Annotated in this window: 23 protein-coding genes, 3 pseudogenes and 1 riboswitch; of the genes and pseudogenes, 17 read left to right on the top strand and 9 right to left on the bottom strand. The window is 54.3% G+C overall.

Features of this window, described 5'->3' with window-relative positions; genetic code table 11:
- Nucleotides 1-63: 63 nt before the first annotated feature.
- The 4 genes from GE543_RS07095 to GE543_RS07080 all read right to left on the bottom strand — a co-directional run bounded on the left by GE543_RS07095 (nucleotide 64) and on the right by GE543_RS07080 (nucleotide 4257).
- Nucleotides 64-945 (bottom strand): copper resistance protein B, encoded by an 882-nt coding sequence (locus GE543_RS07095; RefSeq protein WP_226439930.1) that lies wholly within the window; start codon nucleotides 943-945, stop codon nucleotides 64-66.
- Nucleotides 946-1007: 62 nt separating this feature from the next.
- Entirely contained in the window at nucleotides 1008-2828 is a 1821-nt protein-coding gene (locus tag GE543_RS07090) for a copper resistance system multicopper oxidase (RefSeq protein WP_011267050.1), read from the bottom strand.
- 128 nt (nucleotides 2829-2956) lie between these two features.
- Nucleotides 2957-3163 carry a co-regulatory protein PtrA N-terminal domain-containing protein gene (locus GE543_RS07085; RefSeq protein WP_087672776.1) on the bottom strand — a complete coding sequence of 69 codons (207 nt, stop codon included), beginning with the start codon at nucleotides 3161-3163 and terminating at the stop codon, nucleotides 2957-2959.
- A 131-nt stretch (nucleotides 3164-3294) separates the two neighbouring features.
- On the bottom strand, nucleotides 3295-4257 hold the full coding sequence (locus tag GE543_RS07080; RefSeq protein WP_011267049.1) for a tyrosine-type recombinase/integrase: 963 nt from the start codon (nucleotides 4255-4257) through the stop codon (nucleotides 3295-3297).
- 275 nt (nucleotides 4258-4532) lie between these two features.
- On the opposite strand from GE543_RS07080, the gene GE543_RS07075 reads away from it, so the two are divergent.
- Nucleotides 4533-6152 carry a methyl-accepting chemotaxis protein gene (locus GE543_RS07075; RefSeq protein ID WP_003425021.1) on the top strand — a complete coding sequence of 540 codons (1620 nt, stop codon included), beginning with the start codon at nucleotides 4533-4535 and terminating at the stop codon, nucleotides 6150-6152.
- 125 nt (nucleotides 6153-6277) lie between these two features.
- On the opposite strand, the pseudogene GE543_RS07070 reads toward GE543_RS07075, so the two are convergent.
- Nucleotides 6278-6613 (bottom strand): annotated as a pseudogene (locus GE543_RS07070) (DUF1264 domain-containing protein); the annotation flags it as partial.
- A 222-nt stretch (nucleotides 6614-6835) separates the two neighbouring features.
- Here GE543_RS07070 and GE543_RS07065 point away from each other — a divergent pair.
- On the top strand, nucleotides 6836-7060 hold the full coding sequence (locus GE543_RS07065; protein WP_003425025.1) for a DUF6555 family protein: 225 nt from the start codon (nucleotides 6836-6838) through the stop codon (nucleotides 7058-7060).
- 87 nt (nucleotides 7061-7147) lie between these two features.
- On the opposite strand, the pseudogene GE543_RS27345 reads toward GE543_RS07065, so the two are convergent.
- Together GE543_RS27345 and GE543_RS07060 are read right to left on the bottom strand one after the other, a co-directional pair.
- Nucleotides 7148-7356, bottom strand: a pseudogene (locus GE543_RS27345) (hybrid sensor histidine kinase/response regulator); the annotation flags it as partial.
- A gap of 137 nt (nucleotides 7357-7493) precedes the next feature.
- Nucleotides 7494-7928 (bottom strand): helix-turn-helix domain-containing protein, encoded by a 435-nt coding sequence (locus GE543_RS07060; RefSeq protein ID WP_003425026.1) that lies wholly within the window; start codon nucleotides 7926-7928, stop codon nucleotides 7494-7496.
- A gap of 91 nt (nucleotides 7929-8019) precedes the next feature.
- Between GE543_RS07060 and GE543_RS07055 the strand changes: the two are divergent.
- From GE543_RS07055 to GE543_RS07010, 10 genes and pseudogenes are all read left to right on the top strand, one after another.
- Nucleotides 8020-8658 (top strand): annotated as a pseudogene (locus tag GE543_RS07055) (arsenic resistance protein); the annotation flags it as partial.
- Between the two features lie 115 nt (nucleotides 8659-8773).
- Nucleotides 8774-9097 (top strand): DUF190 domain-containing protein, encoded by a 324-nt coding sequence (locus GE543_RS07050; RefSeq protein WP_003425054.1) that lies wholly within the window; start codon nucleotides 8774-8776, stop codon nucleotides 9095-9097.
- A 95-nt stretch (nucleotides 9098-9192) separates the two neighbouring features.
- Nucleotides 9193-9265: riboswitch (Fluoride riboswitch) on the top strand.
- Nucleotides 9266-9345: 80 nt separating this feature from the next.
- Nucleotides 9346-10692 carry a voltage-gated chloride channel family protein gene (locus GE543_RS07045; protein ID WP_011267047.1) on the top strand — a complete coding sequence of 449 codons (1347 nt, stop codon included), beginning with the start codon at nucleotides 9346-9348 and terminating at the stop codon, nucleotides 10690-10692.
- Nucleotides 10689-11054: a hypothetical protein gene (locus tag GE543_RS07040; protein WP_003317538.1), complete on the top strand. Its 366-nt coding sequence runs from the start codon at nucleotides 10689-10691 to the stop codon at nucleotides 11052-11054. Before GE543_RS07045 ends, GE543_RS07040 begins: the two co-directional genes overlap by 4 nt.
- An 80-nt stretch (nucleotides 11055-11134) precedes the next feature.
- A complete protein-coding gene (locus GE543_RS07035) occupies nucleotides 11135-11458 on the top strand; it encodes a DUF190 domain-containing protein (RefSeq protein ID WP_003425060.1) in 324 nt (107 codons plus the stop codon).
- A gap of 42 nt (nucleotides 11459-11500) precedes the next feature.
- Nucleotides 11501-11767: a hypothetical protein gene (locus GE543_RS07030; protein WP_003317536.1), complete on the top strand. Its 267-nt coding sequence runs from the start codon at nucleotides 11501-11503 to the stop codon at nucleotides 11765-11767.
- A gap of 94 nt (nucleotides 11768-11861) precedes the next feature.
- Complete coding sequence (locus GE543_RS27090; RefSeq protein ID WP_003317535.1) at nucleotides 11862-12203, top strand: hypothetical protein; 342 nt, start codon at nucleotides 11862-11864, stop codon at nucleotides 12201-12203.
- Between the two features lie 73 nt (nucleotides 12204-12276).
- Nucleotides 12277-13560: a phosphopyruvate hydratase gene (gene eno / locus GE543_RS07020; protein WP_003317534.1), complete on the top strand. Its 1284-nt coding sequence runs from the start codon at nucleotides 12277-12279 to the stop codon at nucleotides 13558-13560.
- A gap of 115 nt (nucleotides 13561-13675) precedes the next feature.
- Nucleotides 13676-14221: an inorganic diphosphatase gene (gene ppa, locus GE543_RS07015; protein WP_003317533.1), complete on the top strand. Its 546-nt coding sequence runs from the start codon at nucleotides 13676-13678 to the stop codon at nucleotides 14219-14221.
- A complete protein-coding gene (locus GE543_RS07010; RefSeq protein ID WP_003317532.1) occupies nucleotides 14221-14823 on the top strand; it encodes a uracil-DNA glycosylase in 603 nt (200 codons plus the stop codon). Before ppa ends, GE543_RS07010 begins: the two co-directional genes overlap by 1 nt.
- A gap of 8 nt (nucleotides 14824-14831) precedes the next feature.
- Here the strand turns inward: GE543_RS07010 and GE543_RS07005 are convergent, their stop codons facing one another.
- Nucleotides 14832-16001 carry a TDT family transporter gene (locus tag GE543_RS07005; RefSeq protein ID WP_010428856.1) on the bottom strand — a complete coding sequence of 390 codons (1170 nt, stop codon included), beginning with the start codon at nucleotides 15999-16001 and terminating at the stop codon, nucleotides 14832-14834.
- Nucleotides 16002-16118: 117 nt separating this feature from the next.
- Here GE543_RS07005 and GE543_RS07000 point away from each other — a divergent pair, with 117 nt between their 5' ends.
- From GE543_RS07000 to GE543_RS06990, 3 genes are all read left to right on the top strand, one after another.
- Nucleotides 16119-17015 carry a LysR family transcriptional regulator gene (locus GE543_RS07000; protein ID WP_003317531.1) on the top strand — a complete coding sequence of 299 codons (897 nt, stop codon included), beginning with the start codon at nucleotides 16119-16121 and terminating at the stop codon, nucleotides 17013-17015.
- 157 nt (nucleotides 17016-17172) lie between these two features.
- Nucleotides 17173-18165 (top strand): beta-propeller fold lactonase family protein, encoded by a 993-nt coding sequence (locus GE543_RS06995; protein ID WP_003317529.1) that lies wholly within the window; start codon nucleotides 17173-17175, stop codon nucleotides 18163-18165.
- Nucleotides 18166-18494: 329 nt separating this feature from the next.
- Entirely contained in the window at nucleotides 18495-18875 is a 381-nt protein-coding gene (locus GE543_RS06990; RefSeq protein ID WP_003317528.1) for a hypothetical protein, read from the top strand.
- A gap of 714 nt (nucleotides 18876-19589) precedes the next feature.
- Here GE543_RS06990 and GE543_RS06980 read toward each other — a convergent pair.
- Entirely contained in the window at nucleotides 19590-20552 is a 963-nt protein-coding gene (locus GE543_RS06980; protein WP_003425065.1) for a tyrosine-type recombinase/integrase, read from the bottom strand.
- Nucleotides 20553-20818: 266 nt separating this feature from the next.
- On the opposite strand from GE543_RS06980, the gene GE543_RS06975 reads away from it, so the two are divergent.
- Both GE543_RS06975 and GE543_RS06970 read left to right on the top strand, forming a co-directional pair.
- Entirely contained in the window at nucleotides 20819-21313 is a 495-nt protein-coding gene (locus tag GE543_RS06975; RefSeq protein ID WP_103392879.1) for a hypothetical protein, read from the top strand.
- Between the two features lie 132 nt (nucleotides 21314-21445).
- The gene (locus GE543_RS06970) at nucleotides 21446-23467 is read left to right on the top strand and encodes a DNA topoisomerase III (RefSeq protein WP_153221057.1); all 2022 of its coding nucleotides are present in this window, start codon (nucleotides 21446-21448) and stop codon (nucleotides 23465-23467) included.
- Nucleotides 23468-24215: the final 748 nt, after the last annotated feature.

The following is a 24215-nucleotide window of genomic DNA, read 5'->3' as shown; positions in this document are numbered from 1 at the left end:
CGAACTCCTTACAGCTCAAAAAAGCCGTTCGTGGGCGTATCAGATTTTTCAGACTAGAGCGGCTCAGAACCACATACGCACACCCAGGACTAGACGGGCCTCGCTGCGGCCCTCGCCTTCCTCGCGGGCAAAGTCGGCTGTATTACCGTAGGAGCGGTTCCAGGTGACGCCAATGTACGGGGCAAACTCGCGGCGGATTTCGTAGCGCAGTCGTACGCCGACTTCGGTTTCAGACAGGCCAGAGCCGATGCCACGCTGAGGATCGCTCTGACCATAGAAATTAACCTCAGCCGTGGGCTGCAAAATCAGCCGGTTAGTTAGCAAAATGTCGTAGTCGCCTTCCAGCCTTAACCCGGTTTGGCCGCCTTCACCAACAAACGCAGTCGCTTCGGCTTCGAAGTTGTATAAGGCCAGGCCCTGAAGGCCAAATGCAGCCCAGGTTTGTGGCGAGCCTGGTTTGAAGTCTTGCCGGACGCCGCCGACCAGATCCCACCAAGGACTAATCGCATGGCCCCACAGCGCTTGCAGTTCGGCCGATTCGGTCTTGCCGTTGGTACGTTCACCCTCAGAGCGAATCCAGAGCCGGTCGATGTCACCACCCACCCAGCCGTTAACGTCCCAATTCAGTACGCTGCCGTTGTCGGCGTCCTGCCATTCGAGTTGGTCGAACAGCAGGAAGTAATTAGCTGCTTCGTCATGAACGGTGTGGCCTTTGGCACTTTGGTAGACCGCTGCCCGATTGGCATCGGTGACAGGCGCAATAGGCGTGCGGCTTTGGGTAGGTGCCGCAGGCTTGCTGGGGGCCATGGTCGTCATGTCCGAGTCCATGCCCTGCATCTGGCTATGGTCCATACCCTGCATTTTGGAATGATCCATGCCCTGCATCTGAGAATGGTCCATGCCAGGCATCACGGCCTCTGCCGCAAACGCGCCCCCTGGGAGCATTCCCAGGCCGGTGACCGCGAGCAGTGAGCAAACGTGGAGTCGATTCAAAACAGTCATTGGCTTCACTCCTCTACCCGAACTTCGCGGAACATACCCATCTCCATGTGGTAGAGCAGGTGACAGTGATAGGCCCAGCGCCCCAGGGCATCGGCGGTGACACGGTAGCTGCGCTTGGAGCCTGGCGGCATATCGATGGTGTGCTTGCGCACCCTGAAGTTTCCGTCCTCGTCCTCCAGGTCACTCCACATCCCATGCAGATGGATTGGGTGAGTCATCATCGTGTCGTTCACCAGCACGATTCTCACCCGCTCGCCGTATTTGAGTACCAGAGGTTGAGCGTCCGCGAATTTGATGCCATCAAACGACCAGGCAAATTTTTCCATGTGCCCCGTCAGGTGCAGCTCAATGGTCCGGCTCGGCTCACGCCCGTCTGGGTCTTCGAAGGTGCTTTTAAGGTCGGCATAGGTGAGCACCTTGCGCCCGTTATTACGCAGGCCTAGGCCAGGATCGTTCAGCTTGGCGGTGGGGCTCATGGCCTGCATGTCCACTAGCGGGTTGTTTTTCTCGCTGGCAGGGTGGCTCTGCATTACCATGCCGCCCATCGAATCATGGTCCATGCCCGGCATAGCGCCGTGGTCCATACCCTGCATGGTCGACATTTTGCTGTGGTCCATGGCGGGCATAGAATTGCCTCCCATGCTGCTCATGGTCTGCATGCCGTCGTCAGCACCCGAATCCATGCTGCCCATGCTGCCATGGTCCATACCACCCATTCCCATATCGTCCATCGTAACCAGCGGACGAGCATCAAGAGGGGGAACCTGGGCTACCAAGCCTTCCCGCACGGCCAGGGTGCCGCGAGCGTAGCCCGTGCGATCCATGGATTGAGCAAAGACCGTGTACGCTTCGGCAGTGGGCTCAACGATCACATCGAAGGTTTCGGCCACGGCGATGCGTAATTCATCGACCTTAACCGGGTTCACGTACTGGCCATCCGACGCTACCACGGTCATTTTCAGGCCTGGAATACGGATGTCGAAGTACGTCATAGCCGAGCCGTTGATGAACCGAAGGCGCACCTTTTCGCCAGGACGGAACAAGCCGGTCCAGTTCATATTGGGGGCCTGACCATTGAGCAGGTACGTGTAGGTGGCCCCGCTCACGTCCGCAAGGTCTGTGGGGTTCATCTTCATCTCGGCCCACATCTTGCGATCCGCGACGGTTGCGGCCCAGCCCTTATCAGCCACATCGTTGACGAAGTCACCGACTGTGCGCTTGTGGAAGTTGTAGTAATCGGACTGCTTTTTGAGGGTACGCATCAGCGCGACTGGATCTTCATCCGTCCAGTCCGTCAGCATCACCACATGTTCACTGTCGTACTTGAAAGGCTCGGGCTCTTTCGCCTCGATAACCAGAGGGCCATACACCCCTACCTGTTCCTGGAACCCGGAGTGGCTGTGGTACCAATACGTCCCGTTCTGTTGGAGCTTGAACTGGTAGACGTACACGCCACCCGGCTCGATGCCCGCAAAGCTCAGCCCTGGTACACCGTCCATGTTTGGCGGCAGGATGATGCCGTGCCAGTGTATGGAGGTTGCAGCGTCGAGTCGGTTGCGTACCCGGAGCGTGACCGTGTCACCCTCTTTCCAGCGCAGCAAGGGACCAGGCAGCCCGCCGTTGATCGCCATCGCTGTGCGACGTTTGCCGGTGATGTTTACCAGCATCTCGCCAATAGACAGGTCGTACTCCGTACCGCTCAACACGCTGAGCGCCGCCGAGCCGGACGCCGCCCAACTGGGCGAACGCCACAAGCCTAGCCCACCTAGCACGCCGGCAGCCGCGAGGCCTTTGACGAAAGTACGTCGAGAAGTTCTTGATTCCATACGCGCGGGTCCAGGTAGGCAAGGACGGCAACTAAGCCGTGTGCTGGGTTTAAGGAACTGTAGTGGACGATGTCACAGCATCGTAAGCGGCGCGATTACATTTCTGTAAGCTTGAACCCCCGGGTTGGTTAGCAACATGCCTTAGAGCTTTCAGCTTTTTTAGTATCTGCAGAAGCCAGTTGCGGCTCAGCTTTTTGCGCCTCAGCTTTTTTGTTTAGGGTTGTTTGTTGCGCATCCATCATTCGAGCGAACACACGGTCGGCACCACCTTCAGCAAAGGCGACTGAGGAGATACTGAATGCGAGGGTAAGGAGTACGGCTTTGGAAGGGTTCATAACGAGTTACCTTGTATTGGGAAGGCGGCACATGCCGCTGGGTCCAAGGTAACGAGTAGAGGCTTTCAGTTGGCTGAGTTGAGGGTTACAAAAAAGTCAGGTTGAGCATTAACCAAGCCGGCAAATGGCGGTTAATACTTCACTTTATAGGTGGGTGAATCCTCCGGCCGGTTCTCCCGGCGATCATAGATCTTGGTGGTGCTGATATTGGCATGGCCGAGCCAGGCCTGGACCTTGGCGATGTCGGCTTCATGCTCCAGTGCATTGGTAGCTGCGGTTGCTCTGAGTCCGTGGACCCCTAAGCCGTCGACCTCGATCCCGGCCTTCTTCGCATACGCCGCCACCACGGTATAGATGCCGTTAGCCGTGATGCCGGCGCCGGTCAGCTTGCCCCGCAGCGGCATGAACAATGGCACCTTCCTGTCCGCCAAATGATGCCCTGAGCTTTCCAGAAACAGGTGAATACGACCGGCCGCCACGGGGTGCAACGGCAGGTAACGTACCTTTCCGCCTTTGCCGTGGACCTTTAAATGCTGAATGCCGCGGCGCTCCTGGATGTCGCTCACCTGCAGCAGCGCTGCTTCTTCACGGCGCAGCCCGTGATAGAGAAGAACAGCCAATATCGCCCGGTCGCGCTGCCCTTTAAGTGTTGTTTCATCCGGCGCGTCGAGCAGCGCTTTAGCCTGGTGATCGCCCAGTGCCGGTGTCTTGCCTTCGTTGCTTTCTATCTTCGGTCGTTTTACACCATGCACGGGATTGCCGCCGGCGATCGCGTTGCTTTCCAGGAGGTGATCAAAGAGGCTGGCCAGCGCGGCCAATTTGCGCCGGATCGTGGCTCCGGCTAAGCCGCGATGCTCGAGCTGGGCACGCCAGGCCAGAACGTGTGATCGGGTCACGACGCGAAATTCATCGGCCGAAACCAATCCAACAAAACCGCAGAAGTCTTCCAGGTCATTTTGGTAGGCACGTCGGGTCCGAGGGTTGTCCAAGTTGGCAAACCACTCGACGGCGGCCGGAACTTGGGCCAGCGTCTGAAATTCGACCGAAGTGAGCCGACGGTGATCATTGTGATGGGCTTTCGTCAGTTCTTGCATGTCGTTCTCTCGATTGACCCGGTTGCGATCATTGGTCATGGATCTAGTCGCGAAAGCAACGTCAGTTGCGGTCGCTGGTCCTGAAACCGACAAACGGCAAAAATTGGTGATAACGTATTTCTTACATTGGTAAGTAACGGCCATAACCGACAATGGTACGCATGCGCCGCCGGGGGACGTGGTGTCAACGAGCTGACGAACAGCCATAATCCTTCACGATTTCTAGCCGATAGCTTCAAGACCAGGCCTCTGGCCATCTTGCAGTGGGAAGTCCTATGCGGCTCAGAAATATAAACCTCGCTCCACGCGCCACCTTGTTTTTTTCGGCCATCATTTTGCTGGTCGTGGTCTTGGGCGTCATCGCCATACTGCAGATGGGCAAGCTTCGCGATACGGAAAAGGATGTCGAACTGAATTGGCTACCCAGTATTCGGCAAACCGCGATGATGAACTCCACCGTCCTTCGCGTCCGGTTGGAGACCCAGCGGGCCGTTGCCGATCCTCAAACCGTTCAGCAGACCATCGTCAAATTTCCTGCCTACCGGAAAGCCATGAAGGATGCGGTCTATAACTATGAGACCCTCATTGCGAGTGACCAGGAGCGACAGTTGTTCTTGGCCGTGAAAAAGTCCTACGACGATTACGCAAGCCAACTGGATCTGCTGGAACCTTTGTTGAAGGCAGGCGACACCGCTTCGATTGTCAAACTCGTCGCTACCGGTATACGTCCCCTCACGAACCAAATGGAAACTCAGGTCGAGGAATTAACACAATTCAATAACAAAGGCGCTGCGCTTGCCGGTGTTCAAGCGACGCAAGTTTATGATTCAGGTCTTTACATCGTCATCGGCCTGATTATCTTCGTCGCGCTCCTGACTCTTTGTTTGGCAACTCTTCTAACCAAAACGATTACGTCGCCCATCGGGAGCGCCCTTAGCGTCGCCGAACGCATTGCCTCAAGCGATCTGACGAAGGAGGTTGAGGTAAGCGGTACCGACGAGGCAGGCAGGCTTTTGAGCGCGTTGGCCACGATGCAGCAGAACCTTCGAAGCACGATCATGCAGATCGCTGACTCCTCATCCCAACTGGCTGCCGCCTCGGAAGAAATGACCGCGGTGACTGAGCAATCCAGCCTTGGCCTGGTGTCGCAGAATGATGAAGTAAATCAGGCTGCAACTGCTGTCACCGAGATGAGCGCTGCAGTGGACGAGGTAGCACGCAATGCCGAATCAGCTTCCGAAGAGTCCAGGAAAGGTCAGGGCTATACGGAGGTTGGTTTGGAGCGTGTATCGCAGACGCTTAAGTCCATCGAAAAGCTGTCGAGCAACGTGCGCGACACCAGCGAGCAGATCACTGGCTTGTCCAATCGTGCACAGAACATTTCCAAAGTGGTTGAGGTGATCAGAGCCATTGCTGAGCAGACCAATCTGCTTGCGCTCAATGCCGCGATCGAGGCCGCTAGGGCGGGTGAACAAGGCCGAGGCTTCGCAGTCGTTGCTGACGAAGTTCGAGCCCTCGCTCACCGCACGCAAGTGTCTACGCAAGAAATTGAGCAGATGATTCAGGCCATTCAGAACGATTCTGACCAGGCCGTGAAGGCGATGGCCACCAGCAGAGAACTGGCTGCAGAATCCCTAAGCGTCGCAGGCGATGCCAGCAGTTCGCTTGACCAGATCGCGACAGCTATTACGGGCATCAACGAGCGTAACATTCTCATCGCCACCGCTTCGGAAGAACAGGCGCACGTCGCCCGGGAAGTCGATCGCAATCTGGTTAGCATTCGCGAGCTGGCCTCCCAAAGTTCTGCAGGTGCAAGCCAGACTGCAAGCGCTTGCAACGAGATGTCGAAGCTTGCGGTTAGTCTGAATCAGCTGGTCAATCGTTTCAAGGTTTAAGGTATTCACGTACGTCAGCGGACTCGTCCGATGTCCTTGGATATCGGACCTAGACTGTCGACTGTGCCTTGGCGATATACCGTCCTCCCTGAGCGTGAGCCTGCAGGGATTGCACAGTCTATTGGCTATTGGGTTGATCGGCTGTTTGTGTTTTGTGGGGTGGGTGACGTTGCGGGCCCGTGAAGATGTCCCGTAGGATCGTTGATCTGAATTGTCTTCCCATGCTGCCATCCATCCGCACCTGGATCTGCTTTGGGGATCTGAATATCGGCTCGTTGAGCTTTGATTGCCGACTTGACGATTCCCAAGCGTTGGTTGCGTTGTTGCTGCATTGCGGGATCAGCCTGGCCGTCAGCTGTGAACCCCATCATCAGTTGTGGAACACCTAGGGGAAGTGTTTTGTCTTGATCGGTGTGCCAGGTGTGCCACGTCTTGCCATGGGTATGAGCCAGTCGCTCCACCCGGTCAGCAATCTGAGTGACTCCACAGCAATTGAGCTTCATGGCCTGAAGATTGGTTGATAACAGATCGGGGATTCGCCACTTGCCTTTAGGCCTCAGTGTGGACTAAACACTATGCCGCCATTGCCGGAGCTGGTGAGGTGATTCAAAGAGACGGAACTTAGGAACTTGGGGATTTTCCGAATAAGGGAACTTCGTCACATTCCGGGAAAGGAATTGCCCATGCCACACTCCGCTCATTATCGAATCGAGTACGTGCACAATGGTGCCGACAAGAGCTTTTACGTCAGCGCGGAAATCATGAGCAATGCTGAGGCCTGGCACTGGGCTGCAGTGGATTCGGGGGTAGCGCAGATCCCGAAATATCGCCGAGACAGGGTCCAGATCGTTAGCAAGCCACTCGCCAAGCGGCACGGTATTGTCCAGGTGCAGTGGTCGCACGCTTAGTAGTCAGCTCAGTCTCGCATGGTGTATCAATGCACCATTAGAGCAAGCTGGCGGGCTTTGACGGCTGCACTGAACAAGAACGAATAGTCATCTGACCCCGTTGGGCCCCTCCAGCACTTGCCTCACCTTCTTAGCCAGATCGATGGGCACGTAAGATTTGGATAACATCAAAATCCCCCCGCATCCGTAGGCTCTAGCGAGTTTTCGGAATAACCAGTTTTCAGCGACACCTTTGGAGTGGGGTAAAAGCGCTTGGCTTCCCGGGCCAGCGTCACGCCTTTCATTCCACCAGGAATTGATCAGGTCGTAAGCGTCTGCCGAACACATCTTGTACCAGCCCGTTTGGTGTAGACGGACGCTCGAAACACCCTGTCGAGGCTATCGCGCTATTCGGTTTCGATGGCAGCTTGCTCCCCCTATGCTCTTGACTCGTCTAGGAGCAGCAACCAGAGCGAACCCCAGCAGCAGGTTCAAAAAGTGACTCAACAATCGTGCAGTCTGGAGTGTTCGAACCTAAGCATGTTGACTCACACATACCTGCCATTGAGAGCAGCTCTACCCGGATTTGCTGAAGCTTTGCTACCTTCGACTCTACTTCCGCTAGGTGCTTCTTGACCACCGAAAGCGCGTCAGCGCACGGACGATCAGCATCTGCTGCGAGCGCGATGAGTTCTCGGATATCTTCGAGCGGGAAACCCAATTCACGATTCTGCCGGATGAAGACGAGTCTTGATCGATGCTTTTCAGTATAGATTCGATGACGCCCAGTCGACCGCAGGGCGGGAGGTAAAAGGCCTATTTTCTCGTAGTAGCGAATCGTTTCAATGTGGCAACCCGTTGATTTCGACAGCGCCCCGATTCCTGACATGCAAACTCCCCAAGCATTTTCTTGAACCTGTAGCAGCTACAGATATTAACCTGTCTTCAGAAAATAATTTCACGCGCTTGAAGGGCATTTTGTGGACAGAGAACAGCTAGAGACTAACCAGATTCCCATTTACTTCGTCGCGGTCATTGTCGCGGCCCTCGGAGGCCTGCTCGCCCCCAATGCGTCTGAAGCATTAGGGTCGACGGTGACACCCACCATCGCAGTGCTGATGTACGCCATGTTTCTACAGATCCCGTTCTTGGATCTCCGTAATGGCCTCGCAAATAAGCGTTTCATGGCGGCGCTGCTCACAGCCAACTTCGTGGCCATCCCCTTGCTGGTTTGGGCATTGACGATGGGGATAACCAATCACCCGGCGATTTTGGTGGGTGCCCTGTTGGTCTTGCTGACGCCTTGTATCGACTATGTGGTGGTTTTTACCCATATCGGTAAAGGCGACTCCAAACTCACTCTGGCGGCCACCCCATTGCTTCTTTTGATGCAGCTTGTACTGCTGCCGGTGTACCTGACCTTCATGCTGGGTAACGACTCAACAGTGGTCATTTCTATAGGCCCATTTGTTGAGGCCTTTGTGATGCTGATCGCTTTGCCTTTGGTCTTAGCGGTAGCAACAGCTGCCGGGGCAAAGAGATCACGCATCGTTGAAAGCTGGAACAACGCATGGGCCTGGATGCCTGTACCGGCTATGGCGGCTGTATTGGTCGTGATGGGTAGGCTGCCCTGGGCGCTAGGCTCAGTTTCACTACACGTCGTGGGCTCGCTGGTAATGACGGCTGCCGGGCTTCTGTCCTATCAAATAATCAACACGCGCTGAGGAGAGGAACATGAAAGCTTTTCTGGTGACCTTCTTTACTCAACAGAATCGTCGCTATCAGGGAAAGATGCTCGGCGACTGGGTCGTTGATTTGGCGAAAGAAATGGGACTGCGGGGTGCGACTCTGTCCACAGGTATCGAAGGCTTTGGGCATACCGGCCGGCTGCATTCCTCGCATTTTTTTGAACTAGCGGATCAGCCTACCGAAATTCGTATGGCCATTACCGAGGACGAATCTGAACAGTTATTCAAGCGATTGGAGCTTGAAGATATCTCGTTGTTTTACATAAAAACCCCAGTTGAGCTGGGCTTCGTCGGAACAGAGGTCACCTAGTTTGGCCCTCTTTCGTAAGCGGTGACTCGAAGACGCCTTCGCTTGCCTCGTACTCCGAAACACGATTTTACATTTTGGACAGACCTAGCTAAGATCGGCGCATTGGAGATGGCATTCCTCCATTAACAAACCGCTGCGCCCGTAGCAGCTGATGATGCCTACAGAAACCTGATCAAACCAGGTCTGTAGGCGTTCGCGCTTAGAATCCCTTCTTTGGTCAGGCCCACTTATTTTTTGTGGCTGGCCAAATGTCTAAATTTCGACGACCTGAACAACTCGACTTACTGCCCTATATAGCGAAATGGCTTGCGCTTGCTGGTCTTGTAGCTCTTTTGGCAGGCTCTGCTTCTGCGTTATTCCTGCTTTCTTTGGATCATGCCACCCAGTGGCGAGAAACCCATCCCTGGGTAATCTGGCTCCTGCCAGTGGCCGGCTTTGCTGTGGGACTTGCATATCACTTGATAGGCAAACCCGTTGATGCCGGAAACAACCTGATCATCGATGAGATCCATGATCCTAAGAAGATCGTGCCTTTGCGCATGGTGCCGATGGTGCTGATCGGAACCGTGGTTTCCCACCTTTTTGGTGCATCTGTGGGACGTGAGGGGACGGCGGTGCAAATGGGCGGTGCCCTTGCCGATCAACTGACGCATGTCTTCCGTCTGCGCCGCGAAGACCGTCGGGTGATTCTCATGGCCGGTATCAGTGCTGGCTTTGCGTCCGTCTTCGGCACCCCTCTTGCCGGGGCTTTATTCGGACTTGAAGTATTGGCCATTGGACGTATGCGTTACGACGCGCTTTTCCCTTGCGTGGTTGCGGCAATCGTTGCTGACCAGGTGGGGCAAGCCTGGGGCGTGGTTCACACGCATTACGTCATTGGCGAAGTGGTTCCGGTGCAGCTGTGGAGCGTCATGGCTGTGGTGGCAGCTGGGATTGTCTTTGGCCTTACCGGCCTGCTATTCGCGACTGCGACCCACAAGCTCGGAGCCTTCGTTAAGCGGCTTATCACCTATTCACCATTAAGACCCTTCGCCGGCGGCCTGCTGATCGCAGTCGCAGTGTGGGCGCTCGGTAGTAACCATTACATCGACGTTGATAAGTACATCGGGCTAGGCATTCCGAGCATCGTCCAATCCTTTCAAATGCCAATGGCCCCTTGGGACTGGCTTGGAAAGATGGTGTTCACCGTTGTCTCCCTGGGGACTGGATTCAAGGGCGGCGAAGTCACACCGCTGTTTTACATCGGTGCCACCTTGGGGAATGCGCTGGCTCCCCTCTTGCACCTTCCCTTCGGCATGCTGGCTGGTATCGGCTTTGTCGCCGTCTTTGCCGGTGCAGCTAATACGCCACTGGCAACCATCGTTATGGCCATGGAGCTCTTCGGGCCCGAAATTGCTCCGCTTGCAGCCATTGCCTGTATCGCAAGTTACCTCGTATCCGGACACACCGGGATCTATCACGCCCAGCGCGTCGGCCACAGCAAGCATCACCGTCCTCTTCCGGAGGAAATCCGGCTCTCTGATATCAAGCAATTTCATGCTCAAAGTGAATCCGCCAGCGAGCGGAAAGTGACTCTTGCGGGGGAAGAGAAATGATTGAACATCACCAAGATCGCCTGACAGCTTTGCAACTCTATTTTCCTGGCGCTAGCCGGGCTCGCGTGACCAGCTTCTGGCACCACCTAAGCGCACCTGCACTAGCCCAGCACCTCCTTAAAGTTGCTCAAAAAGCAAGAATTGAGCAGGTCATGCTCAAGACGATTTCTGCAGGTTATTTGCCAGGCCATCGCATCTCCCATCATCACCCGGAGCTTGGCGATATGCGTCATCCCCAGTGTCTGGAATTGCTAGATACAGAGGACAAGCTGCGCGCATACCTGCGCGACCACGCTGACGAGTTACGCAAGGTGCGAGCAGTTCTTCTCTTATGTGAGTTACCGCTCACTGACGCGTCGTAATTCAGTTTGAAAACAGCTCGGAAATGAAGAGGTAAGGCCGACCGAAGCGTCGGTCACTCGCGACATTAGAGGATGTAGCTATGAACGGCTTTCAACTGACGTTTTTCACCGAACAGAGTACCAACTACCAGCACCTTCCACTGGGAGAGTGGTTGGTCGAGTTCGCCAAGCGAGAGGGCGCGTTGGGTGCGACGTTGGTGAGCGGTACAGAGGGGCTAGATCATTTGGGGCATTTGCATACGGCGCATTTCCTCGGCGGTGCCGACCATCCCGTCACGGTGACTATATCCACTGATGAAATTGGGTGCGACAGGTTGCTGGAGGCATTGGCCAAGGAGTCGTTTTCACTGAGCTATATCAAATTGCCCATCGAATACGGTCGAGTGGGCCAGGCGAAAAACTAAAAAACGCACCTTGTTGGACAACCGATAAAAAGGATAAACGCCATGTACCGAGTTTATAACCTACGTCCACAGCCAGCCCCCGCTAACTGGGCTCATGACAACAGGCAGCTCCTCGTAGGACTGGTTTTTTGGTCGCTTTTTCTGGCGGGCATCGCAGACAATCAAAAGATTTCGAGCGAGGGGTGGTACGTCGTCACCCCGCTCGAAGGCGCATTAGTCACGATGCGTATGCCCAGTGAAAAGTCCTGCAAGGCCGACGTAGCCCAGACCTGCGTACCGGGCTACGAGCTGAGAGCACAGCAACATTGAGCGCGATGGCGGTTGGCAATCCAAAGATGAGATCGCGAAATGGAGCTCACCGACGTCGGCTCATCAAAATCATTTTAGAGAATTGGGAGACCACATGAGCGCAGTGACGCTGAGCATCGTATTCGGGCTTGTGATGGGCAGGTTTTTCACAGGATCCGTCTATGAGTTCGCCGCGCTTTTCATCGTAAGCGTTGGAGTGTCCTTGCTGACCTTTCATCTGCTAAATCAAAGGCGCGTCAGGCTACAAGCCCAGACGGCGTATTGCTGCTCTGTAATGGTTGCTTCAAACCAAATGATGGAGCTTTTCCAGATGGCAAAAAGAGGGCAGTTCATGCCCTTGGTGGGAGAGATTCCTGAACTAATTATTGGAGGCTTCTTGGTTCCCGCAATTGCGGTGTCGGCAGTGCAGCTGTTCAGGATACTCATGGAGAGCTGACGTCCGACATAGAGGCCTCTCAACGGATTCAAATGGTTAATGACGCTCCCGAATCGTTACTTGGAGAAGATCAATGAAAACGCAAATCCAGGCCATTCATGCACGTGAAATTCTCGATTCACGCGGTAACCCTACCGTTGAAGTCGACGTCACCTTGGAGTGCGGCGCCATGGGCCGGGCTTCAGTACCGTCCGGTGCCTCTACAGGCGCTCACGAAGCAGTTGAGTTGCGTGACAAAGATACACAGCGGTACTCCGGCAAGGGAGTGTTAAAGGCCGTTAGCAATGTGAATACCGAAATACTTGAGTCTCTGAGGGGCATGAATGCGATTGACCAGGAACAAATTGATCATTTGATGATTAAGCTGGATGGAACCTCTGATAAATCCAGGCTTGGAGGAAACGCGATCTTGGGCGTGAGCCTCGCCGTTGCCAGAGCGGCGGCTTCTGCGCTGAACTTGCCCTTGTTCCAATATCTGGGCGGCGAGCAAGCAGCAAGAATGCCCGTCCCGATGTTCAATATTCTCAATGGCGGTGTTCACGCCAACTGGCAAGGCCCTGACTTTCAGGAATTCATGATTGCACCTACAGGGGCTGGCAGTTTCAAGGAAGCCTTGCGATGGGGCTCCGAGGTGTACCACGAGCTGAAAGCGGTGCTTAAGGACGCCGGCTATTCAACAGCGGTCGGAGATGAGGGCGGCTTTGCGCCGGCACTCAAGAAAAACTCAGACGCCATTGAGCTGATCATCAAGGCAATCGAGAGGGCTGGTTACACCCCTGGATCTCAGATCGAGATCGCTATCGATCCAGCATCCAGCGGCTTCTATGAAAACGGCCTTTACCATCTGCGCTCTGAGGGTCGTAAGGTCGATGCTCAAGAGCTGATTAATCTCTATTCCTCCTGGGTCGACAAGTATCCGATTGCGGTACTGGAAGATGGACTCGCGGAAGACGATTGGTCAGGCTGGAAGCTATTGAATGCAGCTCTGGGTGACCGGATCGAGTTGGTTGGAGATGACCTATTTGTCACCAATGTCGAACGGATTCAGCGAGGCATCACAGAAAACGTCGCCAATGCCGTATTGATCAAACCTAATCAAATCGGAACGCTGACTGAGACCAAAGCCGCCATCGAAATGGCCTATGGGGCAAATTGGGGGGCGATGGTTTCTCATCGTAGCGGGGAGACGGTGGACAGCTCCATCGCTGATCTGACTGTCGCGATGGGGACTGGCCATCTCAAGACAGGAGCTCCATGCCGGGGGGAGCGGGTCGAGAAATACAATCAGTTTCTGCGAATAGAAGAGGATCTTGGCAGCCGTGCGTTTTATGCAGGACATGATGCATTCGTGCGCTGACGGCCTATCGCCGGTAAACCTGTTGGACTGGTTACCGTAAAAAAACGAACCACGTATAGCTGTTGGCAAAAACGTCAGTGGCATTGGCCTTTCCTAGACGCTTGGAGATATGAGCATGAGCTACACGGATATTCCAGCTGGTAACGCGATCCCCGATGACTTCTTCACCGTTATCGAGATTCCTGCAAACCACTCGCCGATCAAGTACGAGGTGGACAAGCCAAGTGGACAGATCTTCGTTGATCGCTTCCTCAGCACGCCGATGTTCTACCCGGCTAACTACGGGTTCATTCCAAATACCTTGAGCGATGACGGCGATCCTTTGGACGTCCTCGTGATTTGCCCTTACCCGGTATCACCTGGCGTTGTCATCCGCAGTCGCCCAGTAGGTGTGATGTACATGACGGACGAAGCTGGTGCGGATGCCAAGGTAATCGCAGTGCCTCATGAAAAACTCAGCTCTATGTACAGCAATGTAAAGGAATGCTCTGACCTCCCTGCGTTACTCCTCGCACAGATTCAGCACTTCTTCGAAAACTACAAAGCGTTAGAGCCGGGTAAGTGGGTGAAAATGGGCCGCTGGGGGAGCGCAGACGAAGCGCGGGAAGATATTCGTAAATCGGTAGCGGCCTATAACCTGAAGAAGGAGGCTTCCAAGTAGTGTTACTCAATCAGAAAAGCGCAGAGCAGGAAATTTCTCTTAAGGTAAGAGAAGACTTTTTGCTGCTGCCGAAAACTGCTGAATTGACGCGCTGGGTAATGGCCCAGTCCACGGGCGAAAGAACATTACCGTATTTCGATCCACTGGATGGCGGCGTCTTCGCAAGGGTATTGATCTTGTTGGAATCGCCCGCTCGAACGGTCAGTCTTCCACGGTATGTCTCAAGAGACAATCCGGGGCCTGCACAACGCAACCTGAAAGGTTTCATTGAGCAGGTTGGACTGGCACGTCACAAAACCGTCCTTTGGAATTTGTACCCTTGGTTACCAGATCTCGATAAGCCCAAGGGTCCGCTCCGCAGAGCGCAAATTGAGGAAGGTATCGAGATGCTGATCACGCTACTGACGCTTTTCCCTGATCTCGTCACTATCGTGTTTGCCGGACGTGTTGCCCAGAAAGCCATACCGCGTGTTCGGCTCGCCTTCCCTAATTTTTCATTGCTGGAAATGCCACACCCAAGCCCCCTTTCCGTTTGCACTCACCCGAATGTTAGGCAGCGCATTTTGTCCACACTGCGTCACGCCAAACAGTCGATCAAGTAGCCAAAGGCTCAGGTTTTGCTCGCCTTGCTCAGCGAGTGGATACACGGCGAGACGAACAAGTTGCCGCGATAGGCACCAGCCAGGGTTTTAGCCGCGACGATCATCCACATGACAGTCAGCATCAACACCAGCACCACGCCAAAGAAGCTAAAGAACGTGAGGTGCAGCATAGAGCCCAATTTGAGGGTTGTTACGGCGTACACTCCCAGCGGAAAGGTGAAGCCCCACCAGCCGAGGTTGAAGGGAATGCCCTCCCTGAAGTAGCGCCCGGTAATTAGCAGCGCCAATACCATCCACCACAATCCCAGCCCCCAGAACAGCACACCACCGATCAAGCCAATGCCCTCGGCTACGCCGCCGATGCTTGCCATTCCATGGGCAGCAAAGATTGCTGGAGCATCGTTGCCCAGCAGCAACATCCCCAAAGCCCCGGTACCGATCGGCCCTAAAGACAGCCAGCTCGATGCTGCCATGCTTTCATGAGGTAGTTTGTGCAGAGCCATGCGCAGTAACAGGATCACCAGTATGCTCAAGGCGACGGGCACCGAGTAGGCCCACAGCACGTAGCTGGTGATGAGCATGGTGAACTGTGCGCTCGCATCAGCGAGGTGCGGAGCCAATAGACCGCCACTGGCGGCAGCCACCTCAGCCGCAACTACTGGCAGCAGCCATACCGCTGTCATCTGATCAATGCTGTGCTGCTGGCGAGTAAACATCATATACGGGATCAGCACCCCGCAGGCCAATGCCATGGTGACATCGATCCACCACAACACTTCGGCTAAAGCGACTACCCCACCCCCCCAGCGTGGCAAACCATAAAGGAGAAAACCGTTGATGATGGTCGCCAATCCCATGGGGATAGTTCCAAAAAACATCGATACAGTGGAGTGGCCGAAGATCTGTTTGGCCTCATCGAAGAACAATACCCAACGGCTCGCGTACATCAGCGTAAACAGGCAAAACAGCACGATATTAAAAAACCACAAGGCTTCCCCTAACGCTTTGGGCCACTGCGCAACAAAGGGCAGTTGGCCCAGAGCCAGCGCCAGAATCCCGGTGCCCATCGTGGCGGCGAACCAGTTGGGTGTGAACTGCCGGATCGCTTCTCGTGGATTGGACAAAGCCGCCAGTGGATGGCTGCCGCCCATTATAGCTGCGAGTCGTGTCTCACTCATTTTCGCGCTCCCGCTTCAGTGTGCCTTCGATATGACATGGTTGAAGTATAGCTTGATGGGAATAGCGGTAAAAACGGATAGTATAGGTTTATATGACCTATAAAGAAGGTAGATTACATGAAGCTAAGCCTACGCCAGCTACAAATTTTCTGCGCCGTCGCGCAGCACGGTAGCACCACCAGCGCCGCCATTTCGGTGTCACTGTCCCAATCTGCAACCAGCGCCGCACTGAACGAGTTGGAAAGCGCCTTGGATACCAGGCTGTTCGACCGTGTAGGCAAGCGTTTAGTGCTGAACGATAACGGCCATGCCTTACTGCCTCAAGCCAGAAGGATGCTTGAGAATGCACAACAGATAGAGGCCAGTTTCTTACCCGGCCATGCCGGGCTGAAGACACGCTTGCGGGTAGGATGCAGTACCACGATAGGCAATTATGTTCTGCCATTGATTCTCGGTGAGCTACGTCAATCAACACCACATTTGAGGGTCGATGTCGACATGGCCAACAGCATGGCTATCGCAAGAAGAGTCGCTGATTTCGAGATTGATATGGGCCTGATCGAGGGGCCTTGCCACCTGCCCGAACTCAGTGCCGAGCCTTGGCTAATTGATGAGTTGCTTATTGCCGCAGGCCAACGGCACCCCTTGGCACTAAAGCAGCAGGTCACACTTGATGATCTTCGTACCGCTGAATGGCTACTGCGCGAGCCAGGTTCTGGTACCCGTGAAGAAGTCGAACAATTGCTGCTGCGTCATTTGCACGATCTCGCCGAAACGCGCCAGATCGGCAGTTCAGAGGCCATCAAGCATACCCTCGCACAAGGCATCGGCATCAGTTGCCTGTCCCGCTGGGTCGTTCGGGATCTACTGGCCTCTGAAGTCTTGGTTGAACTGCCGCACGCGTTGCCTGCACTGACCCGACGTTTTTTTCTGATCCGTCACCGGGACAAATACATCTCGCCTGGGCTTGAGCGATTCTGGGAAAAATGCAGTCAATTCGTGAGCCAGGAGTAGCTAGACCTATTTATAAAACAGGTAAGAGCTACCAAAACAAGTTGTTTCCGGAATTTATCAACGACGCATAAAGTCAACTCATTGCCCTGCAGCGATGAACGAGTTGTATATGCCAAGGCGCGACTGGGTGCCTTGCTTACCCTATGAGGAAATTCTGATGAATGTGATAAAGAAAACCGTCACAGCCCTGACGTTGGGTGTTGCGTTGGCCGCATCGATGAGCGCGTGGGCCGCGCAAGATCGCTGGACGTTTGACGGCGATATTCACAACAACTCGCTGGCCGTCAGCCCTGATGAAACGACGGCGGTGGTCTCTTACAGTCAGCGTCCAGATGTAGTGGTTTATGATTTGAAAACCGGTAAGGTTCGCCAGGTTCTCACCGGCTACGTCACGCCGCGAAATATTGTGTTTTCGCCAACTGGCGATGTGTTCTACCTCTCCGACAGCAGTTTGGGGGTCGTGCGCAAGATTGACACCAAGACTTTAAAAGTGATCGCAGATATTCCGTTGGGCGCAGGTGCTTTTGGTACCACACTCAGCAAGGACGGAAGCCTGCTCTACGTCAACAATGAAGCGGCCAGCACGCTGTCGGTCATTGACCTTGATCACCAGCGGCCAGTAGCTGTGGTACCTGGCTTCTCCCAACCGCGCCAGGGCATCCGAGTAAGTCCTGACGGCAAAACCGTCTATGTCACCAACTTTCTTGGGGACAAAATTACCTTGGTCGACAGCAAGACCAATACGATTGAAGGTGAGATCACTGGCTTCAACAAGTTGCGCGCCATCTCCATATCGGCGGACGGCAATACGCTGTACGCGGCTAACAGCGGCAGTAACAGCATCGCAGTTGTCGACACTCAAAAACGCGCCATCACAACCACCGTCATTGTTGGCAAAGACCCCTACGGCGCAGCCCTCACTCCAGACGGGCTGCACGTCTACTCGGGTAACCTCGGTGACAACAGCCTTTCAGTGATCGACACCAAAACGCTGAAAGTGACCACCACTGTGACCGGTTTGAAGGCACCCCGCCAGGCCATTGTCTTCACCAAAGACAAGTCGAAGGCGTATGTCCTCAATGAGGACTTGAGTATCTCCACAGTCGATCTCGCCAGCAACAAGGTGGTGTCGACGCTCAAGGCCGACTGATTGAACAGCGCAGGCCTTCATGGGGGCCTGCTGATACTCCACGACCAAGTGAATAATAATGAGTGAAAATGATGAGTCCTGGATGATGGATCGCCGTCGCTCATTGAGATGAGCCAATGATGCTTGACCGTGAGCGTCGCTTTGCTCAATTGAGGAAGGCACAGGGTCCGGGGGGGGGGAGAGCCCAGCATTCCAGCAAAAAATGATATCGGGACGTTTTTTCTATGGAGTCGAATTAACCTGTTTGTGGCTCGTCTATTGTCTGATCGCTTGCCGTTTCAGAGGCAGGTGGGTCTTCTAAAAATTAAAAATGACCAAAGGAAATACATATGTTCAAAAAGATGATTCTCACCGTCGCTGTTGCCGCCAGCTGCATGTCGGGTTTGGCGCTCGCCGATGCGCCAGTCAAGCTTGCTGAAACGGACAAGGGAAAAGTACTCGTAGACGCAAAAGGTATGACTCTTTATACCTTCGGTAAGGACACCTCGGGCAAGTCGGTCTGCAATGGGCCATGCGCTTCAAACTGGCCACCTCTACCGGTATCCGCAGACGCGAAAGCGGGTCATGATTACTCTGTCATCACTCGAGACGATGGCACAAAACAATGGGCATACAAAGGCATGCCACTTTACAGCTGGGTCAAAGATACCAAGCCAGGGGATACAACCGGTGACGGCGTCAACCAAGTCTGGCACGTTGCCAAGCCGTAACGTCAAATAATTAATAGGCTGGCTTACGCCACTGGCTTTGTCAGTGGCGCAAACCAGAAGAATACACACCTGATATTTTCGCCAACATACAGCCGCCGCGCCTCATAAATCTTTGATGGATCATTTCAACGAAAAATGGGGCCGAGGTACGGTACACCTTGGACGTATTCCCGTAACGCCAGCCTGAGGATTTCGTTTGGCCGGGAGTCTGTGACGATGCGCATGGTGGTTCCATCCAGCCGCTAGTGGACCGATATTCTGAGGCAACGCCAATTAGAACGGTAGGGCATCGTAAATATGCGGGCGAAGGTCTGCTTATGGCCGAAAGCTGCCGTTAATAAGCCGACCAACAGGCGTCGCTTTGTTGGTTGGTGCGCATGGCTTACAACTCAAACAAGGGTATGGTTTTGGGCGTATCAAATCGGCCCGCACAGCGCTACCTTCAGCATCTAACAAACGTACGCTGAGGAGTCGAAACAGTGGAGACTGAACGAGGTGTTGAGGAACGGAACGGTCGATGGTCGATCGTTGCCGGACGTGCTGTATGCACTGGCTGCATGGAAAGCCAAGCGCTGGAAGACTGCGAAAGCCCCTTTCTACATGCCGACACCTGTCCAGCCAGCGATGTGGAAGGTCATCATCCATGGGCAGCGTTGCACCACATCCTTGGCAGTGCGCGTGGGTGAGCTGCCGCTTAGGCCTCGATCACTTCAATTAATACTTCACTTTATAGGTGGGTGAATCCTCCGGCCGGTTCTCCCGCCGATCGTAGATCTTGGTCGTGCTGATGTTGGCATGACCCAGCCAGGCCTGGACCTTGGCGATATCGGCTTCATGCTCCAAGGCGTTGGTGGCTGCCGTTGCTCGGAGTCCATGAACCCCAAGGCCGTCGACCTCAATCCCGGCCTTTTTCGCGTAGGCCGTGACGACGGCATAGATGCCGTTTGCCGTGATACCGGCGCCGGTCAATTTACCTCGCAGCGGCATGAACAGTGGCACCTTCCGTTCGGCCAGATGATGCTCTGAGTTTTCCAGGTACTGATGAATACGCCCGGCTGCGATCGGGTGCAACGGGAGGTATCGCACCTTGCCGCCCTTGCCGTGAACCTTCAGATGCTGAATACCGCGGCGCTCCTGAATGTCGCTCACCTGCAGCAGCGCCGCTTCTTCACGGCGCAGTCCGTGATAGAGAAGAACAGCCAATAGCGCCCGGTCGCGCTGCCCTTTAAGTGTTGTTTCATCCGGCGCCTCGAGCAGCGCCTTCGCCTGGTGGTCACCCAACGCCGGCGTCTTGCCTTCATTGCTTTCTATCCTGGGACGTTTTACCCCATGCACTGGATTGCCGCCGGCGATCGCATTGTTCTCCAGGAGGTGATCAAAGAGGCTGGCCAGCGCGGCCAATTTGCGCCGGATCGTGGCTCCGGCCAAACCGCGATGCTCGAGGTGGGCTCGCCAGGCTAAAACATGCGATCGGGTCACGACCCGAAATTCATCGGCCGAAGCCAAGCCGATAAAACTACAGAAGTCTTCCAGGTCGTTTTGGTAAGCACGTCGTGTTCGAGGGTTGTCCAGGTTGGCAAACCACTCGACCGCGGCTGGAACCTTGGCCAGCGTCTGAAATTCGACCGCCGTGAGCCGACGCTGATCATTCGTATGGTTTTTCGTCAGTTCCTGCATATCGTTCTCATCATTGGCTATCCTGCAATCGCTCTCAAAGCTTTCGGTCACAAAATCATCGCTATATCAGTCCGCCGTTGCTAAAACCGATAAACGGCAATAAGTGGTGATAACCTATTTTATCACCCTAAATTAGCTTTCGCTTGGATCGGAGGTTCTCTCGAAGCGCACCTCCTACCGATCATCAAAAGTGCAGAGTCATCAGGCTTGCTATCAGGAATCTCACTGCTATTATCAAATCGCCACTATCAAAAGGAATTGCGTCAATGACTGGACCAAGAGTTTACGTTATCCAATATGATGAAAAGAATGAGTACCCCTATGGATTTGTTTCAGTTCCAGATTGGGAGATGAAGCTTCCAGAAAAGATTCAGGACGAGGATGCACTTCGCATTCAATATGTAGTTGAATATAATAAAGATGGGGACGCAGAACTTTACAAAGTTACAGGATGGGACCGGAGGATAGTAAACCGATCGCAAGGAAAGATGATTGACTGGACTCTGGGAATAGGGGGGACAGTTGGATTATCCAAGGAGCAGGTAAATTACTTGTTGGATACTTACCGTCCAGGTACGGAACTGACATCTTCTCAAGTGACAGACTTTGACGCCTTTCTAAATAGATCTCGTAAACCTCCAGAGGTCTTCGACCTAGACGGAGTTTTAAGGAAGGCAATGTCGTTGGAGGATGCAAAGCTTGCGGTTTCGAAATTCTACCATGTTAGACCTGAGCAGGTTCAAATCAACATCATAGGATAAATGACGGCATTCGGTGGACGCGTGAGGCGCTTCAGATAACCCTGTTGGACCAGTATAGGGTTTTCTAAGGCGCATAACTTCTCAAGCAGGCAATGTTTCTCCTTTGAGTAAAACGACCTCATCGGAGTCCTTATGCGTTTGTATCTGTGCGAGAAGCCCAGCCAGGGTAAAGACATCGCCGCCGTACTCGGTGCCAAGACACGAGGTGACGGCTGCATCAAGGGCAATGGTGTGGCCGTGACCTGGGGAATTGGGCACTTGCTGGAAACGGCTCCACCGGATGTCTATGGCGATCACCTGAAAAACTGGAGCCTGGATACACTTCCAATCCTGCCTGTTGAATGGAAAGTGCTCGTAAAGCCGAAAACCTCCAGTCAGTTCAAGATCGTCAAGCAGCTTCTCAAGCAGGCTACCGAGCTCGTCATTGCGACAGACGCTGACCGCGAGGGGGAGATGATCGCGCGCGAACTGATCGAGTATTGTGGGTACCGAGGACCGATTCAGAGGCTATGGCTGTCTGCGCTCAATGAAGCATCCATCCGCCAAGCGCTCAACACCGTCAAGCAAGGCTCAGAAACCTACCCGTTGTACCTCTCGGCGCTCGCTCGCTCCAGAGCGGACTGGCTCATCGGTATGAATTTTTCGCGGCTATTCACCCTGCTCGGCCGACAGGCCGGGTACACCGGTGTGCTCTCCGTGGGCCGTGTCCAAACACCGACCCTTCGCCTGGTGGTCGACCGCGACCGGGATATCTCGAACTTCATACCCAAACCGTTCTGGAGTGTCGAGGTTCAGCTCTGGACGGCAGGACAATCGTTCTTGGCGAAATGGGTCGCCGATGAGTACGTGGTAGATGAGGAAGGCCGTTGCCTTGATCAAGCTGCTGCAGCTGCTGCACTGGCCGCGCTGAAAAGTAGTCAGGCTGCCTCAACAGTTTCTGTTGATACAAAGCGTGGCAAGGATCCAGCTCCGCTCCCGTTCGATCTGAGCACCCTGCAGGAGGTGTGCTCTGCAAAGTTTGGGATGGGTGTGCAAGAGACGCTGGACGTAGCACAGTCACTTTACGAAACTCACAAGGCGACGACCTACCCAAGGACCGATTGCGGGTACCTGCCGGAGAGCATGTTTGACGAAGTGCCGATGGTCCTCGATGCTCTGAATCGAACTGATCCATCCATCGGCAAGACGCTGCAACTGATCGACCCGGAGCAACGTTCCCGGGCATGGAATGACAAAAAAATCACTGGTCCCCACCACGGGATAATCCCCACGCTTGAACCTGCAAACCTTTCAGCAATGTCTGAGAAGGAACGCAAGGTCTATGAATTGATCCGCGCCCACTTCCTTGCGCAGTTCCTGCCTACCCATGAGTACGACCGGACCGTGGCCACCTTCGAATGCAATGCCGTTCTACTGCAAGCAGTGGGCAAGCGAATCGTGGTCCCAGGCTGGAAGGTTCTTTTTTCTGCATCGTCCGAAGAAGAGGCTGATGACAGTGGCGGCCGCTCTCAGATCCTGCCAGTGCTGCAAATTGGCACTCGGTGTGACGTTCAGGACCTGCATCTCAAATCGCTGAAAACTGAGCCGCCCAAGGCTTACACCGAAGGTACATTGATCAAAGCGATGAAAACCATTGCCAAGCTGGTGAAGGATCCACGACTGGCTCAAAAGCTCAAGGAAACCACCGGTATTGGTACTGAAGCAACTCGCGCAGGCACGATTCAGGGCTTGATAGACCGAGGGTCACTCATCAAGAAAGGTAGCGCGCTGCGAGCAACTGAAGCAGCATTCTCGCTAATTGATGCGGTCCCTCCTGCTGTGGCCGATCCCGGCACAACTGCGATATGGGAGCAAGCGCTTACGATGATCGAGCAAGGCACCTTGACGCTCGATGATTTTATCGCCAGACAATCGAGCTGGATCACCAGGCTCGTCGAACAATACAAAGGCACCACCTTGTCGATCAAAGTGCCCGAAGGTCCCAAGTGCCCTTTGTGCAGTGCGAAAACCTCGCAGCGTAAAGGATCCTCAGGCGTTTTCTGGGCGTGTTCCCGCTACCCCGAATGCAAAGGTACGGTGAACATTGGTACAGGGAAGAAAAAATCACCTGGCAAGTCAGCCAAGCCCCGAGCCGCTACTGTCAAGAGCAGCTGAGAGGCTGGTGATAGCGGGGTTACAAATGATGTGCCACAATGGGGCTACTACCAGTTCCACCCCGCTGGTCACTGACGGTCATCAGTGACACCCTGGAGAAGTCGGCCTTGCCTTCATTCTCCTCCCCCAAAGTACGCAAAGCATCGGGAGGGGCGTACAGATCTTGTTGTGAATTCTCCCTGTGTCTCCCTGTTCAGTAGCAGACACGCAGCCGTCTAACTCGTGAAAGCGGGTTCATAGGCACACAGAGTTCACAGAAGGTTCGATGCATAGTCGTCTCAGGGCCGCACTGGTGTTGCGGTCCACTTTTTTTTAAAAACGCTTCCGACTCTCTCGGCAGGTAACCTGGTCATCTCGCAACGCTGGATGACCAGGTTACCTTCCGAGGTAGCCACTTTTCGCTGCCGGCGCCCACCGGTGAAAAAACGGGTTCCCTTTGTGCGCGAATGCGTGCCTTTTGATAACTGGCCCAAGCCACGACAACGGGCCGGGTGATGTCGATGTAGCAATGCGTGCGATCAATGCCCAGGGATCCTCGCTGAGCTAGCGCTCACAGGTGGCAAACTTTACAAGTTGTTGCAAAGTACACATCGGCTGAGAGCTAGCGTCTTCAATGAGATAGCTCTCAGCACGATTCCCATTGAGTCAGCGTTAGAACAACATTGTTTCTCCAGCCAGATAAAGCGTCTGTTCGCGTGAAATTCCTCCAACAGGTTGTTCTTTCGCGTGAATAAAACAAGCTCTAATT

The organism is Pseudomonas sp. SZ57 (genome assembly GCF_009495975.1).
Lineage (GTDB): Bacteria > Pseudomonadota > Gammaproteobacteria > Pseudomonadales > Pseudomonadaceae > Aquipseudomonas > Aquipseudomonas syringae.
This window is presented reverse-complemented; position numbering and strand designations above follow the sequence as displayed.

Excerpts from the sequence above, each read along its gene's own strand:
- GE543_RS07095 (WP_226439930.1), bottom strand. The coding sequence starts at position 945 with ATGCTCCCAGGGGGCGCGTTTGCGGCAGAGGCCGTGATGCCTGGCATG.
- GE543_RS07090 (WP_011267050.1), bottom strand. The coding sequence starts at position 2,828 with ATGGAATCAAGAACTTCTCGACGTACTTTCGTCAAAGGCCTCGCGGCT.
- GE543_RS07085 (WP_087672776.1), bottom strand. The coding sequence starts at position 3,163 with ATGAACCCTTCCAAAGCCGTACTCCTTACCCTCGCATTCAGTATCTCC.
- GE543_RS07080 (WP_011267049.1), bottom strand. The coding sequence starts at position 4,257 with ATGCAAGAACTGACGAAAGCCCATCACAATGATCACCGTCGGCTCACT.
- GE543_RS07075 (WP_003425021.1), top strand. The coding sequence starts at position 4,533 with ATGCGGCTCAGAAATATAAACCTCGCTCCACGCGCCACCTTGTTTTTT.
- GE543_RS07065 (WP_003425025.1), top strand. The coding sequence starts at position 6,836 with ATGCCACACTCCGCTCATTATCGAATCGAGTACGTGCACAATGGTGCC.
- GE543_RS07060 (WP_003425026.1), bottom strand. The coding sequence starts at position 7,928 with ATGTCAGGAATCGGGGCGCTGTCGAAATCAACGGGTTGCCACATTGAA.
- GE543_RS07050 (WP_003425054.1), top strand. The coding sequence starts at position 8,774 with ATGAAAGCTTTTCTGGTGACCTTCTTTACTCAACAGAATCGTCGCTAT.
- GE543_RS07045 (WP_011267047.1), top strand. The coding sequence starts at position 9,346 with ATGTCTAAATTTCGACGACCTGAACAACTCGACTTACTGCCCTATATA.
- GE543_RS07040 (WP_003317538.1), top strand. The coding sequence starts at position 10,689 with ATGATTGAACATCACCAAGATCGCCTGACAGCTTTGCAACTCTATTTT.
- GE543_RS07035 (WP_003425060.1), top strand. The coding sequence starts at position 11,135 with ATGAACGGCTTTCAACTGACGTTTTTCACCGAACAGAGTACCAACTAC.
- GE543_RS07030 (WP_003317536.1), top strand. The coding sequence starts at position 11,501 with ATGTACCGAGTTTATAACCTACGTCCACAGCCAGCCCCCGCTAACTGG.
- GE543_RS27090 (WP_003317535.1), top strand. The coding sequence starts at position 11,862 with ATGAGCGCAGTGACGCTGAGCATCGTATTCGGGCTTGTGATGGGCAGG.
- eno (WP_003317534.1), top strand. The coding sequence starts at position 12,277 with ATGAAAACGCAAATCCAGGCCATTCATGCACGTGAAATTCTCGATTCA.
- ppa (WP_003317533.1), top strand. The coding sequence starts at position 13,676 with ATGAGCTACACGGATATTCCAGCTGGTAACGCGATCCCCGATGACTTC.
- GE543_RS07005 (WP_010428856.1), bottom strand. The coding sequence starts at position 16,001 with ATGAGTGAGACACGACTCGCAGCTATAATGGGCGGCAGCCATCCACTG.
- GE543_RS07000 (WP_003317531.1), top strand. The coding sequence starts at position 16,119 with ATGAAGCTAAGCCTACGCCAGCTACAAATTTTCTGCGCCGTCGCGCAG.
- GE543_RS06995 (WP_003317529.1), top strand. The coding sequence starts at position 17,173 with ATGAATGTGATAAAGAAAACCGTCACAGCCCTGACGTTGGGTGTTGCG.
- GE543_RS06990 (WP_003317528.1), top strand. The coding sequence starts at position 18,495 with ATGTTCAAAAAGATGATTCTCACCGTCGCTGTTGCCGCCAGCTGCATG.
- GE543_RS06980 (WP_003425065.1), bottom strand. The coding sequence starts at position 20,552 with ATGCAGGAACTGACGAAAAACCATACGAATGATCAGCGTCGGCTCACG.
- GE543_RS06975 (WP_103392879.1), top strand. The coding sequence starts at position 20,819 with ATGACTGGACCAAGAGTTTACGTTATCCAATATGATGAAAAGAATGAG.
- GE543_RS06970 (WP_153221057.1), top strand. The coding sequence starts at position 21,446 with ATGCGTTTGTATCTGTGCGAGAAGCCCAGCCAGGGTAAAGACATCGCC.